The sequence below is a fragment of the Amycolatopsis sp. NPDC102522 genome, from assembly GCF_055584485.1.
Map to the genome: position 1 here is coordinate 221,046 of NZ_JBVJLY010000004.1, position 14,831 is coordinate 235,876.

General features: G+C 68.6%; 13 protein-coding genes. 6 read left to right on the top strand and 7 right to left on the bottom strand.

Annotation, left to right across the window (positions count from 1 at the left end):
* Positions 1 to 271: 271 nt before the first annotated feature.
* The 3 genes from ACZ6YV_RS13865 to ACZ6YV_RS13875 all read right to left on the bottom strand — a co-directional run bounded on the left by ACZ6YV_RS13865 (position 272) and on the right by ACZ6YV_RS13875 (position 3,434).
* Complete coding sequence (locus tag ACZ6YV_RS13865) at positions 272 to 541, bottom strand: hypothetical protein (protein WP_465509912.1); 270 nt, start codon at positions 539 to 541, stop codon at positions 272 to 274.
* A gap of 159 nt (positions 542 to 700) precedes the next feature.
* Entirely contained in the window at positions 701 to 2,653 is a 1,953-nt protein-coding gene (gene glpK / locus ACZ6YV_RS13870) for a glycerol kinase GlpK (protein ID WP_465509913.1), read from the bottom strand.
* 13 nt (positions 2,654 to 2,666) lie between these two features.
* The gene (locus tag ACZ6YV_RS13875) at positions 2,667 to 3,434 is read right to left on the bottom strand and encodes an IclR family transcriptional regulator (RefSeq protein WP_465509914.1); all 768 of its coding nucleotides are present in this window, start codon (positions 3,432 to 3,434) and stop codon (positions 2,667 to 2,669) included.
* Between the two features lie 151 nt (positions 3,435 to 3,585).
* On the opposite strand from ACZ6YV_RS13875, the gene ACZ6YV_RS13880 reads away from it, so the two are divergent.
* From ACZ6YV_RS13880 to glpD, 3 genes are read left to right on the top strand one after another with little or no spacing between them, the layout of a single operon-like run.
* On the top strand, positions 3,586 to 4,407 hold the full coding sequence (locus ACZ6YV_RS13880; RefSeq protein ID WP_465509915.1) for an MIP/aquaporin family protein: 822 nt from the start codon (positions 3,586 to 3,588) through the stop codon (positions 4,405 to 4,407).
* Between the two features lie 11 nt (positions 4,408 to 4,418).
* Positions 4,419 to 5,936 (top strand): glycerol kinase GlpK, encoded by a 1,518-nt coding sequence (glpK, locus tag ACZ6YV_RS13885; protein ID WP_465509916.1) that lies wholly within the window; start codon positions 4,419 to 4,421, stop codon positions 5,934 to 5,936.
* 5 nt (positions 5,937 to 5,941) lie between these two features.
* Positions 5,942 to 7,657 (top strand): glycerol-3-phosphate dehydrogenase, encoded by a 1,716-nt coding sequence (glpD, locus tag ACZ6YV_RS13890; RefSeq protein WP_465509917.1) that lies wholly within the window; start codon positions 5,942 to 5,944, stop codon positions 7,655 to 7,657.
* Positions 7,658 to 7,700: 43 nt separating this feature from the next.
* On the opposite strand, the gene ACZ6YV_RS13895 is transcribed toward glpD, so the two are convergent.
* Entirely contained in the window at positions 7,701 to 8,132 is a 432-nt protein-coding gene (locus tag ACZ6YV_RS13895; protein WP_465509918.1) for a cupin domain-containing protein, read from the bottom strand.
* On the bottom strand, positions 8,129 to 8,863 hold the full coding sequence (locus tag ACZ6YV_RS13900) for an SDR family oxidoreductase (RefSeq protein ID WP_465509919.1): 735 nt from the start codon (positions 8,861 to 8,863) through the stop codon (positions 8,129 to 8,131). The genes ACZ6YV_RS13895 and ACZ6YV_RS13900 overlap by 4 nt, the downstream gene beginning before the upstream one ends.
* Before the next feature lie 113 nt (positions 8,864 to 8,976).
* Between ACZ6YV_RS13900 and ACZ6YV_RS13905 the strand changes: the two genes are divergently transcribed.
* On the top strand, positions 8,977 to 9,450 hold the full coding sequence (locus tag ACZ6YV_RS13905) for an RrF2 family transcriptional regulator (protein ID WP_465510187.1): 474 nt from the start codon (positions 8,977 to 8,979) through the stop codon (positions 9,448 to 9,450).
* 188 nt (positions 9,451 to 9,638) lie between these two features.
* On the opposite strand, the gene ACZ6YV_RS13910 is transcribed toward ACZ6YV_RS13905, so the two are convergent.
* Positions 9,639 to 10,442 carry an NmrA family NAD(P)-binding protein gene (locus ACZ6YV_RS13910; protein ID WP_465509920.1) on the bottom strand — a complete coding sequence of 268 codons (804 nt, stop codon included), beginning with the start codon at positions 10,440 to 10,442 and terminating at the stop codon, positions 9,639 to 9,641.
* 141 nt (positions 10,443 to 10,583) lie between these two features.
* Here ACZ6YV_RS13910 and ACZ6YV_RS13915 point away from each other — a divergent pair, with 141 nt between their 5' ends.
* A complete protein-coding gene (locus ACZ6YV_RS13915) occupies positions 10,584 to 10,799 on the top strand; it encodes a hypothetical protein (protein WP_465509921.1) in 216 nt (71 codons plus the stop codon).
* Positions 10,800 to 10,966: 167 nt separating this feature from the next.
* Positions 10,967 to 13,543, top strand: a complete 2,577-nt coding sequence (locus ACZ6YV_RS13920; RefSeq protein WP_465510188.1) for a glycoside hydrolase family 3 protein — start codon at positions 10,967 to 10,969, stop codon at positions 13,541 to 13,543.
* Between the two features lie 78 nt (positions 13,544 to 13,621).
* Here the strand turns inward: ACZ6YV_RS13920 and ACZ6YV_RS13925 are convergent, their stop codons facing one another.
* A complete protein-coding gene (locus ACZ6YV_RS13925) occupies positions 13,622 to 14,821 on the bottom strand; it encodes an oxygenase MpaB family protein (protein WP_465509922.1) in 1,200 nt (399 codons plus the stop codon).
* Positions 14,822 to 14,831: the final 10 nt, after the last annotated feature.

Consider the following 14,831-nt stretch of genomic DNA (forward strand, 5'->3'; position numbering starts at 1 on the left):
TACCTACACCCGACCTGCGCGAAGGTGGCGATTCAAGAGAGCGCCGGGCCGACGATGGAGGAATCGGGACACTCAACGTCCCAAATCCTCCACCGTCACGAGGACGCCCCAGCCGACAGCCGAGCAGGGAAGATTCCGGACATTCAACGTCCGAAATCTTCCCCCGTCACCCCTTCCATCCACCACGACGACACCGGATCCCAGTGGGAAGGCAAATACCGGTCCGCCAGAACCTGCCTTGCCACTCACGAGGCCCGAGGCGCAAGTGGGGTCACAGCAGTTCGGAGGACATGACCGCGTCCAGGCGCCGCAGCCGGTCCAGCAGCGGTTCGACCTCGTCCGCCGAGATCAGGACGGCGCAGGTCATCGTGCTTTCCCGGACGCCGTCGCGCACGTCGACCGACAGGTCGTGGACGAGGCAGCCGAGCGCGTCGACGAGGCCGGGGATCTGGTCGACGCCGCCGACGAAGTAGGTGGCGATCCGGCGGCGGACCAGCATGGACGAACGAGGGGCGGGAACCTGGAAAGTGGTGAGCGACATCGTGGTCTCCAAAGGCGGGAAGCGAACAGGCCATGGAGGGCCAGGTCCCGGGAGATACCCCGTGCCGAGGGGTCGCCGGACTGCGCGCCGGCGACCTGGTTCAGCCGGCGCGCTTGAGTACGAGTCGAGTCCAGCGGCGCACGGCGACAGGCTAGCACGTCACGAGAGCCGCAGCCGGTTCCCTTGTTCGCGGACGTGTGCGACGGACCCGCAGTCGAGGTCCAGCTGTCGCTGCCGTTCGGCGACGAAAGCGCGGCCGAGGCCGGTGCGGTCCGAAGTGGACAGTGTGCGCCGGAGTTCGTTCAGCAACCCGCGTTCCTCCGCGCGGATATGCGCGTCCACCGAATTCTCCAGTGATTCCAACGCCTTCTCGAAGTCTTCCGATTCCAGTACCGCGAGCAACTCGGAAGCGAAGCCGTTCTCTGTCGCATCAGGACGGACGATCCGTTCCGTCGCGGTGGCGTGCGCGACCAAGGCCGCGGACAGTTCCGCGAGCAGCGCCGGCCGGTCGGCCTCGTCGTTGCGGAGGTCCCGGAAGAGCTGTTCGATCCGGCGGTGGTCGGCCAGGACGACCTCGACCAGGTCGGAGCCCGGGGGAGCGGCCGTGGGTCCCGGGCGCATCCAGCCGAACGTCAGTTCCACGGCTTGGCGCCAGTGCGCGTACTCGCTGTCCCGGCGGGCGGGGTTCATCGACGGCAGCCATTGCCCGGCGCGGTGCCAATTCCGGCGCAGGCCCTCCAGATCCGGCCAGTACCCGACCGACAATCCGGCCGCGTACGCCGCGCCCAGCGACACCGTCTCGGCGACCATCGGGCGGACCACCGGCACGTCGAGGACGTCGGCGACGAACTGCATCAGCAGGTTGTCCGCGGTCATCCCGCCGTCCACTTTGAGCGTCGAGAGCGCGAGCCCCGAATCGGCGTTCATGGCGTCGACGACCTCGCGGGTCTGCCAACCCGTTGCCTCCAGCACCGCCCTGGCGAGGTGACCCTTGGTGATGTACGACGTCAGCCCGGCGATCACGCCGCGCGCCTCGCTGTGCCAATGCGGCGCGAACAGGCCCGAGAAGGCGGGCACGATGTAGCAGCCGCCGTTGTCCTCGACCGTGCGCGCCAGTGTCTCGATCTCGGGTGCGCTGCCGATCAGTTCCAGCCCGTCCCGGAACCACTGCACCAGCGACCCGGTGACCGCGATCGACCCTTCGAGGGCGTACACGGCGGGCTCGTCACCGATCTTGAACCCGACGGTGGTCAGCATGCCGTGGGTCGAGAGCACCGGCGTCGGACCGGTGTTGAGCAGCAGGAAACTGCCCGTACCGTACGTGCATTTCGCCTCGCCGGGCGCGAAGCAGGTCTGGCCGAACAGCGCCGCCTGCTGATCGCCGAGCGCCGCCGCGATCCGGATCCCCGGCACCACCCGCGACGTCGTCCCGTACACCTCTGTCGACGGCCGGATCTCCGGCAGCATCGCGCGCGGGACGTCGAAGAACTCCAGCAGTTCGTCGTCCCAGGACAGCGTCCGCAGGTTCATCAGCATGGTGCGCGAGGCGTTGGTGACGTCGGTGATGTGGACGCCGCCGTCCGGACCGCCGGTCAGGTTCCAGATCAGCCAGCTCTCCACCGTCCCGAACAGGACGTCGCCGCGCTCGGCGCGTTCCCGCAGGCCAGGGGTTCTTTCGAGCATCCACCGGATGCGGGGCGCGGAGAAGTACGTGGCCAGCGGTAGTCCGCACAGCCGCCGGACGCGGTCGGCGCCCGGCTCGCGGGCGAGTTGTTCGAGCATCGCGTCGGTGCGGGTGTCCTGCCAGACGATCGCGCGCCCGACCGGGTTGCCGGTGTGGCGGTCCCAGAGCACCGTCGTCTCGCGCTGGTTCGCGATGCCGAGGCCGACCACCTGCGCCGGTTCGGCACCGGCGTCGGCCAGCGCCTGCGGCACGATCCGGGCGACGTTGCGCCAGATCTCCGTCGCGTCGTGTTCGACCCAGCCGGGCCGGGGGAAGTGCTGCTGGTGTTCGCGCTGCGCGACCGACACCAGCCTGCCGCGCGCGTCGAACAGGATGCACCGCGTCGAGGTGGTGCCCTGGTCGATCGACATCACGTAGCGCTGGACCACACGAGCACCTCCATCACCATCGGGACGCGCCGAGATCGCGGGAGACCGCCCGTGCCGCGTCGCGCACGTGGCCGAGCAGCCGGGGGATCGGGCTGCCGTCGGCTTCGCAGATCCGTTCCGTCGCGCCGGACACGCCGATCGCGCCGACCACGATGCCGCCGTGCCCGCGGATCGGCGCCGCTATCCCGGCCTCGCCGGTGATCATCTCGCCGTTCTCGCTCGCCCAGCCCACCTCGCGCACCTTGCCGCAGGCGCGTTTGATCGCGGTCTGGGTAACCAGGGTCCGGCGTGTGTAGGACTCCGGCCCGCCGGTGCGCAACGATGCCACGAGACCGGTGTCATAGGCCAGAAGTACTTTTCCGAGCGCCGTCGCGTGCAACGGCAGAAGCGTGCCGACGTCGAGCGTCTGCAGGCTGTCATCGGGCCGGAACACGTGGTGTACCACCAGGACCCGGCCTTCCAGCGGCGCGCCGATCCGGACGGCCTCGCCGCTGCGCGCGGCCAGCGCGTCGGCCCAGTTGATGGCGCGTGACCGGAGTTCGTTGACGTCGAGGTAGCTCGTGCCGAGGTGCAGCAGCGCCGCGCCCAGTTGGTATTTCCCGGTGTCACGGTCTTGTTCGACAAAGCCGACCCCTTGCAGGGTGCGCAGGATCCCGTGCGCCGTTCCCTTGGCCAGTTCGAGGGAATCGGCGATCTCGCCGACCCCGAGACGGCCGGAACCGCGCGCCAGCAACCGCAGGATCGCGGCGGCGCGCTCGATGGACTGGATCGGACCGGGCACGGCCCAACCGTAGCCCGACCGGCCCTGATTCGACAATGTCGAACATCGTCTTCGGACGTTCGACAATGCCGACCGGTGTCCGTTGACCCCGCGTTTCCGCGAACTTAACTTCGGCCTCAACAGGGCAACGGTGTCCTTTGTGGAGGAAGCAATGGTGCGAAACCTCAAGGCTCGTGGACTCGCGGGCGAACTGGCGGCGGAGTTCGTCGGGACGATGATCCTCATCCTGTTCGGCTGCGGGGTGGTGGCACAGGTCGTCGCCGCGGGCATCGGGGATCACGACAGCATCGCGTGGGCCTGGGGCATCGGTGTCACGCTCGGTATCTACGTGGCTTCACGGATCAGCGGCGCGCATCTGAACCCCGCCATCACCGTGGCGCTCGCGGTGTTCAAGGGCTTCTCGTGGCGCAAGGTCGCGCCGTACGCCTTGGCGCAGACCGCCGGTGCGTTCGTCGCGGCGCTGCTGGTGCGCTGGAACTACACCGAGGTGCTCAACGCCGCCGACCCCGGTCTGACGATCAAGACCCAGGGTGTCTTCTCCACCCTTCCGGGTAACGGAACCCTTCCGGTGGGTGACTGGGGCGCCTTCCGCGACCAGATCATCGGCACCGCCATCCTCGCCTTGGTGATCTTCGCCATCACCGACCTCCGCAACACCGCGCCCGCCGCGAACCTCGCGCCGGTCGTCGTCGGCTTCCTCGTGGTCGCGATCGGCATGGCCTGGGGCACCAACGCCGGCTACGCGATCAACCCCGCCCGCGACTTCGGCCCGCGGCTGATGTCCTGGCTCACCGGCTACGACACCGCGTTCACCGACCAGTACGGCTATCCGTACTGGTGGATCCCGATCGCGGCACCGATCATCGGCGCGGTCATCGGCGGCGCGATCTACAAGTACTTCATCGAGCGCTACCTCCCCAGCGATCCCGCACCGGAAGCTTTGCCCGCCAAGGACATCGAGCGCGTTTCCTAAGGAGCGAAACCATGCCTGACTACATCGGCGCCGTCGACCAGGGCACCACCAGCACGCGGTTCATGATCTTCGACCACGGCGGCAACGAGATCGCCCGCCACCAGCTCGAGCACGAACAGATCCTGCCGAAGCCGGGCTGGGTCGAACACGACGCGACCGAGATCTGGGAGCGGACCCGTTCGGTCATCGCCACCGCGCTCAACAAGGCGAAGCTGACCGCCGCCGACCTCGCGTCGCTCGGCATCACCAACCAGCGTGAGACCACCGTCGTGTGGAACCGCCGGACCGGGCGCCCGTACTGCAACGCCATCGTGTGGCAGGACACCCGCACCGACCGGATCGCCTCGGCGCTGGAACGCGCGGGCAAGGGTGACGTCATCCGCCGCAAGGCCGGTCTGCCGCCCGCCACCTACTTCTCCGGCGGCAAGCTGCAGTGGATCCTGGAGAACGTCGACGGCGTCCGCGAAGACGCCGAGAAGGGCGACGCGCTCTTCGGCACCACGGACTCCTGGCTGATCTGGAACCTCACCGGCGGGCCCGACGGCGGCGTCCACGTGACGGACCCGACCAACGCCTCGCGCACCATGCTCATGGATCTCGAAACGCTGCAGTGGGACGACGAACTGCTGTCGTTCTTCGGTGTCCCCAAGCAGATGCTGCCGTCGATCCGGCCGTCGTCGAACAACGGTCACTTCGGCGTCACCCGCGCGGACGGCCCCCTCGGCGGCGAGGTCGCCATCACCGGCGTGCTCGGCGACCAGCAGGCGGCGACCGTCGGCCAGGTGTGCTTCCGGCCCGGCGAGGCCAAGAACACCTACGGCACCGGCAACTTCCTGCTGCTCAACACCGGGCACGAGGTCGTGCGCTCGAAGCACGGCCTGCTCACGACGCTGGCCTACCAGTTCGGCGACGAGAAGCCGGTGTACGCGCTGGAAGGTTCCATCGCCGTCACCGGTTCCGCCGTGCAGTGGCTGCGCGACCAGCTGGGCATTATCAGCGGCGCGTCGCAGAGCGAGAGCCTCGCCCGCCAGGTCGAGGACAACGGCGGCGTCTACTTCGTCCCCGCGTTCTCCGGCCTTTTCGCGCCGTACTGGCGTTCGGACGCGCGCGGCGCGATCGTCGGCCTCACCCGCGCCACCACCAACGCGCATCTGGCGCGAGCGACGCTCGAAGCGATCTGCTACCAGACCCGCGACGTCGTCGACGCCATGCAGAACGACTCCGGCGTCACCCTCGACGTGTTGCGGGTGGACGGTGGCGTGACCGCGAACGAACTCTGCATGCAGCTGCAGGCCGACATCCTCGGCGTGCCGGTGTCGAAGCCGGTCGTCGCCGAGACCACCGCGCTCGGAGCCGCCTACGCGGCGGGACTGGCCGTCGGGTTCTGGAAGTCCACCGACGAGCTGGAACAGAACTGGAACGAGGACAAGCGCTGGGAGCCGTCCTGGACGGACGAACAGCGCGCCGTGGGCTACGCGGGCTGGCAGAAGGCCGTCGGCCGCACGCTCGACTGGGTCGAGGTCGAGTGAGCCCGATGAACAGGAGGAGGAACACCGTGACACCCGTACCGCTTTCCCCGGTCTACCGTGCCGAGACGCTGCGCAAGCTCGCCCGCGAAGAGATCGACGTGCTGGTCGTCGGCGGGGGAGTGACCGGTGCCGGCGTCGCACTCGACGCGGCGTCGCGCGGGCTCTCCGTCGCGCTCGTCGAGGCCCGGGACTTCGCCGCCGGGACGTCCAGCCGGTCCAGCAAGCTGATCCACGGCGGGCTGCGCTACCTGGAGAACCTGGACTTCAAGCTGGTCCGCGAGGCGCTGAAGGAACGCGGCCTGCTGCTGCAGACCCTCGCCCCGCATCTGGTGCGACCGGTGAAGTTCCTGGTGCCGCTCAAGCACCGTGTCTGGGAGCGCGGGTACATCGGCGCGGGTGTCACGCTTTACGACACCCTCGGCGGGGCTCGCGCGCTGCCGAGGCATCGGCATCTGTCCAAGCGTGGCGCGGGCAAGGTCGCGCCCGGGCTGGCCGACGACGCCCTGATCGGCGCGATCCAGTACTACGACGCGCAGGTCGACGATGCCCGCCACACGATGACGATCGCGCGGACCGCGGCCGAGCAAGGCGCTTCGGTGCTCACCCGGGCCCGCGTCACGTCCCTGATCCGTGACGGCGAACGTGTCGTCGGCGCCAAGGTCGTCGACCGCGAGAGCGGCGCGGAGATCGAGGTCCGGGCGAAGACGGTCGTCGCGGCGACCGGCGTGTGGAGCGACGACATGGCGGAAGCGGCGGGCATCCCCGCGCCGTTCACCGTGCGCGCGTCGAAGGGCGTCCACCTGGTGGTGCCGCGCGAGAAGATCGACCTGGACACCGGGCTGATCCTGCGCACCGAGAAGAGCGTCCTGTTCGTCATCCCGTGGGGACGGCACTGGATCGTCGGCACCACCGACACCGAATGGGATCTCGACCGCGAGCACCCGGCGGCCAGCCAGGCGGACGTCGACTACGTGCTCGGGCACCTCAACGCGGTCCTGCGCACGCCGATCACCGCCGACGACATCGAAGGCGTGTACGCCGGGCTTCGGCCGCTGCTGGCCGCGAAGGCGACGTCGACGACGAAGCTGTCGCGGGAGCACGCCGTGGCGCATCCGGTGCCGGGTCTGGTGATCGTGGCGGGCGGCAAGTACACGACGTACCGGGTGATGGCCGCCGACGCTGTCGACGTCGCGGTGGAGGACCTCGGACGGCCGGCACCGTCGTCGTGGACCGAGCGGCTCCCGATCGTCGGTGCGGCGGGCTACCACGAACTGTGGGGCACGCGGCACTCGCTCGCCCAGCGCGCGGGCCTGCCGATCGGCCGGATCGAGCACCTGCTGCAGCGCTACGGCACCGCGATCGAGGACATCCTGGAGTCGATTTCGGAGCGTCCCGAACTGGGCGAGCCGATCCCGGGGACGGCGGAGTACCTCAAGGCGGAGGTCGTCTACGCCGTCTCGCACGAAGGCGCGCTGCACCTGGAAGACGTCCTGACGCGCCGCACCCGGATCTCGATCGAGGAGCGGGACCGCGGTGTGACGGCGGCGCCGGTGGTGGCCGGGCTGATGGCGCCGCTGCTGGGCTGGGACTCGCACAAGCAGGAGCGCGAGGTCACCAACTACCTCGCGCGGGTCGAGGCGGAACGTTCCGCGCAGGCCGCACCGGACGACGAAGCGGCGAACGCCAGCCGTCTCGCCGCTCCGGCGCTGCTGCCGAGCTGAACCACGAGGGCCGCACCCGCTGGCGGGTGCGGCCCTCTCCGCGTCACGGCCTCGGCGCTCGACGGCCTTTCCGCTCTTGGAGCTCTTCCGCGGACACCGGGATGAGCATCGGCTGCCCCGGCTCGCCGAACATCGTGACGACGAACTGGCTCTCGGCGTCGGCGAAGTGGTTGCCGTCCTGGTAGTGGATGACGTCACCACCCGGCTCCCAGAACGCTTCGCCGGCCTTCACGACCCTTTCCGGTTCGCCCTCCAGCTCGAAGACGATCGCGCCCTTGACGACATAGCCGAACGCGGGCCCGGTGTGCCGATGCGGGGGCGCGCCTTCGCAGCCGGGCGGCAAGGTGACCAGGATCGTCATCGCCTCCGCGTCGGTCGGCATCGGCGGCGCCGGTACCGACGAGATCATCTCGATCTTCGGCGGCGGCGTGGTCGCGTTGGGGTTTTCCAGGTGATGCGCGTGGTCCGTGGTCATGACTTGATCCAGTCGAGGTAGTGGGTCTCGGCGAGGCGGGCGCCGTCCTTGGTGGTGAGGACGTCACCGTGGACGGCGGAGAACATGCCCGCGGTCTCGTCGACGGTCACCGAACGGTTGTCTCCCTTGGCGGACAAGGTGATCCGGCCCAGTTCGTCCAGCGGGTAGACGTCCGGGCCGCCCACGTCGAGGGTCCCGTTCAGCGGCTTGCCCGCCGAGACCTCGGAAACGGCCGCGGCGACCTCCGCCGCGGTGATCGGCTGGATCGGCGTGCTGGGCAGGCGGACCGTGTTCTCGTCGGCGGTCCAGGACAGGACCGCGCCGACGAACTCCATGAACTGGGTGGCGCGGACGATCGAGTAGGGGAGACCGCTGTTCTTGAGGATGTCCTCCTGCAGCGTCTTCGCCCGGTAGTAGTCGAGCTCGGGGACCTGGTCGACGCCGACGATCGACAGGATCACGAAGTGCCCGGTGCCCGCCTTCTTGGCCGCCGCGACGAGGTTGTCCATCGAAGTCTGGAAGAACACGGGGGAGGCGTCGTCGAAGGTCGGGGAGTTCGTGAGGTTGACGACCACGTCGGCGCCGTCGAGCGCGGCGTCCAGGCCCTGGCCGGTGAGGAGGTCGACCCCGGTGGACGGCGAATGCGGCACCGCCTCGTGCCCGGCGTCGTTCAGGTTCCGCACGACCTGCGAACCGATCAGCCCGGTTCCGCCGATGACCGCGAATTTCATGGCCCAGTGCCCTTCGTCGTGGGCGTCCGCTAACCCGGACACCTCATGTCCGAGATAATACTCAGACACATTGTGTCCGAGTCAAGGGGCGGGTTAGAGTAATCCGGGTGAAGATGTCCGGTGGGGTCGAGTGGGCCCTGCACTGCTGTGTCGTGCTGACGTCGCTCGACGAGCCCGCGCCCGCCGCGCGCCTGGCGCAGCTTCACGACGTCTCCCCGAGCTACCTCGCGAAGCAGCTCCAGTCCCTTGCCCGGGCCGGTCTCATCCGCTCGGTGCAGGGGAAGGCCGGCGGCTACGTCCTCACCCGGCCGCCTTCGGAGATCACGGTGCTCGACATCGTCGAGGCCATCGAAGGGCCCGGTCCGGCCTTCATCTGCACCGAGATCCGGCAGCGTGGGCCGATGGCGACACCGCCCGAGGCGTGCACCGCGCCGTGCGCGATCAGCCGTGCGATGGCCAACGCCGAAGTCCAGTGGCGGGCGGCGCTGCGCGCGGTCTCCATCGCGGATCTGGCCGACGACGTCAGGGGCGACTACGGTCCGGGCGCCCTGGCGGGGATCGGCGCCTGGTTCCGGGACGACTCGTGAGTGGCTAGGACGGTTAGAACCTTGGCGTCGGTGAAGCCCTCCCCAAGTACATGAAGGCCCCCTTCACAGCGCTAGGCGCAATGAAGGGGGCCTTCATGTACCGCGGGCGACCAGGACGCCGCACCGTGCTGGAGCCCAGGACCTCGTGAGTGGCTAGGCGAGTTATTAGTTAGAACCTGCCTGGCCACTCACGAGTCCTGGAACCGGTCCACGTGCTCGGCGACCCACTGCGCGAACGTCCGCGCCGGGCGCCCGAGCACCTGCTCGACGGTGTCGACCACGGTGCTCGCTTCCGCCGGCGGATCGCCGTGCCAGTCGACGACGTATTCGGCGTCCGCCACCGAGACTCCTTCGGTCAGCAGCCTGTCGATCGCCTGCTGCCTCGTGATCTGCTCCAGCACGATGTCGCGGCCGAGCGCGGCGCCGAGGATCGCGATCCGCTCGCGGGTGGTCAGCGCCTCCGGTCCGGTGAGGTTGTAGACCTTGCCCGAGTGCCCGTCCTCCACGAGCGCGGCGGCGGCGACGGCGCCGATGTCGGCCTCGTGCACCACAGCGCCCGGGAGGTCGAACGGCTCGCGGACCAGGTTTCCGGCGCGGACCGAATCAACCCAGGTCAGGGTGTTGGACATGAACTCCTGGGGCTCCAGCCGCGTCCATTCCACGCCGGACTCGGCCATGGCCTGTTCCGTCGGCCCGACGTAGCCGCCCCATACGATGGTCATCCGCCGGACGCCCGCGTCCACGGCGCGTTTGACCAGTTCGGCGCCGACGTCGGCGAGGCCCGCGGTCGCGGTGATGTGCAGCCGGGTGACTCCGTCGAAGGTCAGCGTTTCGGGTGCGGTGTGCGTGCCTTCCACCAGTTCGACACCCGCCGGAAGCCGGGCCTCGGCGGGGTTCCTGGTGAGTGCCCGGACGCGTTCCCCGCGGCGGACGAGTTCGGCCACCACGTGGCGGCCGGTGTTCCCGGTGGCCCCGGTTACCAAGACGGTCATGGGTGATTCCCTTCGTTCTCCGCGAAGATAAAAGCTCAAGTAATGTGGAGGTCAAGGGGACCGGTCAGGAATCGAGAAGCGCCGGTGCTCACGGAATCCCTAGCGTCTTCGCCACGGGCAAAACGACTCCAGGAGGTTCTCGTGAGCAAGCGGATCCGGACGTTCCACCGGTGGACGTCCCTCGTCTTCGTCGCCACCGTCATCGTCTGCTTCGTCGTCGTGGCGCTGGGCGGCTCGGCCCAATGGGTGCTCTACACGCCGCTGCCGCCGCTCTTCCTGCTGATGTTCAGCGGCCTCTACCTGTTCGCGCTGCCGTACACCGCCAAGCGGCGCAACCGGGGGCGCGTGGCCGGGTGACTCGCCGGGTCTTAGTTTATGGCAAAAATTAACACCCCTCGTACCGGCCGGAAACTCTTGACGCGGCCGTCCGGTCCGGTGAGGATCGGCCGGTCCCCGCCTCCCGCAGAATGGACCAGACCATGGCAAGACGTCCTCGCGCGCGCCGAAGTCCGCTCATCGCCTTGATGGGTCTCACGCTGCTCGGCGGCGCCCTGGTGGCCACGCCCGCCGCCGTCGCCGCCGAACAGCCGGTGATCGGGAAGCCGGCGCTCGACCGTGACGGCTGCGCCCGGATCGAGAAGAGCCTGCCGACGCTCGCCGACTGGCCGAAGGTCGAGAGCCGGTTCAAGGGCAAGGCCGGTGACGAGCAGCGGATCGCCGAGATCCTCAAGGGGATGACCCTGGAGGAGAAGGTCGGGCAGATGACGCAGCCCGAGATCGCCGCCATCACCCCCGACGAGGTCCGCCAGTACTCCATCGGCTCGGTCCTCAACGGCGGCGGTTCGTGGCCGAACCAGAACAAGCACGCGTCCCAGCAGGACTGGCTGAAGCTCGCAGACTCCTACTGGGACGCGGCCAAGACCAGCCGGACGAAGATCCCGGTGATCTGGGGCATCGACGCCGTGCACGGCAACAACAACGTGTACGGGGCCACCGTCTTCCCGCACAACATCGGTCTCGGCGCGGCACACGACCCGTGCCTGGTGCGCGACGTCTCCGCGGCGACGGCTCGCCAGATCCGCGCCACCGGCCAGGACTGGGCCTTCGCGCCGACGCTCGCCGTCGTGCAGGACGACCGCTGGGGCCGGACCTACGAAGGCTTCTCCGAGGACCCGCGGATCACCCGGGCCTACGGCTACGAGGCGATCAACGGCCTCCAGGACGGCTCGACCAAACGCATCGGCTACAACGGCGTGATCGGCACCGCCAAGCACTTCATCGGTGACGGCGGCACCCTCAAGGGGCAGGACCAGGGCGTCAACCCGTCGTCCGAGGCCGAGATGATCAACCTCCACGGCCAGGGCTACTACGGCGCGCTCGCGGCGGGCTCCCAGACCGTGATGGTGTCGTTCAACAGCTGGACCAACACCGAACTCGGGATCAACGAAGGCAAGCTGCACGGCAGCGACAAGGCGCTGAACCAGATCCTCAAGGGCAAGATGGGCTTCGACGGCCTCGTCGTGTCCGACTGGAACGGCATCGGCCAGGTTCCGGGCTGCACCAACGCCTCCTGCCCGCAGGCGATCAACGCCGGCATCGACATCGTGATGGTGCCGAACGACTGGAAGGCGTTCATCACCACCACCGTCGCCCAGGTCAACGGCGGCCAGATCCCGGTCTCGCGGATCGACGACGCGGTGACCCGCATCCTGCGCGTCAAGCTGCGCTCCGGTCTGTACGAGTCCCAGAAGCCGTCGGACCGTTCTTACGCGAACTCCGACGACGCGCTGAAGGAGACGTGGCTGGCGCGCGACGCGGCCCGTTCGTCGCAGACGCTGCTGAAGAACAACGGCAACGTGCTGCCTCTGAAGCCGAAGTCGAAGGTCCTGGTGGTCGGCAAGAGCGCGGACAGCATCCAGAACCAGACCGGCGGCTGGACGCTGAGCTGGCAGGGAACCGGCAACACCAACGCCGACTTCCCCAACGCCACGTCGATCCTGGCGGGGCTCAAACAGCAGCTCGGCGACGTCAACGTCACCTTCGACGAGAAGGGCGACGCCGACCCGAAGGGCTACGACGCCGTCATCGCCGTCATCGGTGAGACCCCGTACGCGGAAGGCGTCGGCGATCTGACCCGCAAGACGCTGGAAGCCTCGAAGCTCTACCCCGAGGACCTAGCCGTGCTGGACAAGGTCCGCGGCAAGGGCGCTCCCGTCGTCACGGTCTATGTCGGCGGCCGCCCGCTGTACATGAACAAGGAGATCAACCGCTCCGACGCGTTCGTGGCGGCCTGGCTGCCCGGCACCGAAGGCGGCGGCGTCGCCGACGTCCTCGTCAAGGGCGGTTTCAAGGGCACCCTGCCGTACTCGTGGCCGAAGAGCGCGTGCCAGACGCCGCTGAACCCGGGATCGGCCGGCTACGACCCGCTGTTCAAACTCGGCTACGGCCTCAAGACCGGTCAGCGTGTCACCATCGGGCAGCTGGACGAAACCGTCGGCCCGGTGGCCTGTGGTTCGACCGGTGGCGGCGGCACCGCGACCGAGGACCTCGAGGTGTTCAACCGCACCGATGTCGCGCCGTACAAGGGTTTCATCGGTTCCGCGCAGAACTGGGGCGGCACCGAGATCGGCCCGGACGGCACTGCCTCGCACGCCGAGATCAACGTCGTGCAGTCCGACGTCAATGTGCAGCAGGACGGCCTGAAGTCGACCTGGACCGGCACCGGCCCGGCGCAGCTCTACTTCCAGAACCCGGCCGGTACCAACGATCTGCGCGGGTACCTGAACGCCGACTCGGCACTGGAGTTCGACACGGTCGTGCACGAGGCGCCCGCCAACCGGACGGTGATCAGCATGCACTGCGTCTACCCGTGCTTCTCGGAGGTGAACGCGACCAAGCTGTTCACCGACCTCGCGGGTGCGCCGAAGTCGACGGTGAAGATCCCAGTGTCGTGCTTCGCGAACGGGCTCGATCTGGAGAACGTCAACACGCCGTTCCTGGTGTACACGGACGGCAAGTTCTCGGCTTCGTTCGCGAACGTGCGGTGGGTGCCCAAGGGGGCACAGGATCCCGATGCGAGGCCTTGCTCCAGTTTGGGCTGACCCCCTCGCGCGTGCTATGAAAGGTCCTTTCCTTGCAAATTTGGCAAGGAAAGGACCTTTCATGGCATCGGGGGAGGGTCAAGAGGGGCGGTTCATGTCCGGGATCTCGATGTTCACCGGCCTCCCCTCCGAAAGCCACAGCCGGATGTACTGCCGGATCGCCTCGTCCAGCACCCAGGCGGCCGCCGGCACCAGCGGCAGCGGGATGAGCTTTTCGTGGAACGCCACCAGCGCCGGGAAGGCGGTGCCGATCAGCGGGTCCCAGATCGGCTCGCGCGGGATCCCGTTCCACTCGGAGAACCGGTCGCCGATGATGTGGCGGGCCAGCGCGTTGACCATCGGCCGGTCGACGCGGCCGGGGCTGGTCTGCTCGGCGAGCATGTCGAGGAGGATGTCGGTGAGCTCGACGCCCTCGCGGGTCGGGCCCATCGCCGGGTCCAGCACCTGCTTGGACTGCGCGTAAGCGGCGTCCCAAGTGGACGGCAGGTACTCGTCGCGGATCCCGAGCATATGCCCGGTCACCTGCCAGATGTGCAGGTACGCGGCGGAATGGGCGGGGGAGACCCGGACGTGCCAGTCGGTCAGCTTGCGCATCGTGTACGTCGGCAGCGTGTGCCAGGTGACCAGCAAGTCGTTCTGGCTGATCGGGATTCCCTGCTGCCAGTGTGGCGATTGCGGCAGCAGATGCCGGACGGCGGCGTGCACCAGGCGGGTCTTCACCGCCGAGACGATCATCTGGCCGTCGGGCCGGTAGGCGTTGAGCGAGCCGACGTCGTAGCCGAGTTTGGCCGTCTTCGCGACGCGGTCCTTCATGTCCGCGCCGCCCTTGGAGTAGTAGACCGCCCTGGCCTCGTTCGGGATGGCGGTGCTCAGCATCCCGCCGCCGAGGCCGTTCAGCAGGTTGACGAACCGTCCGCTGACCTTCATGAAATCCGCCGCCGCGGCCAATTCGGACTGGTTCGCCCACGACGGGAGCTGTCGTGCTTGCTCGACGAACTCCCGCAGGTCCGGCGGGAGCCCGGACGGCGTCGGCTGGTCGTTCCTGGTCCAGGTCCGCAGCGCCTGGTTGACCTCCGCGACCTGTCCCCGGTCGAAGATCGCGGCGACCACCGGATCGGCTTCGGCGTCCCACACCCATTTCGGATCGGTGCCCGCCCCCACACCGGCCACCGAACCGCTCGGACTCCACGCCCAGGCGGGCTGGGCCATCCCCATGGCCCCCAAGAGGGTCGCTCCGCCACTGACGATCAGCATCTTGCGTCGATTGAGTTCGGTCATGCGCCAGTAC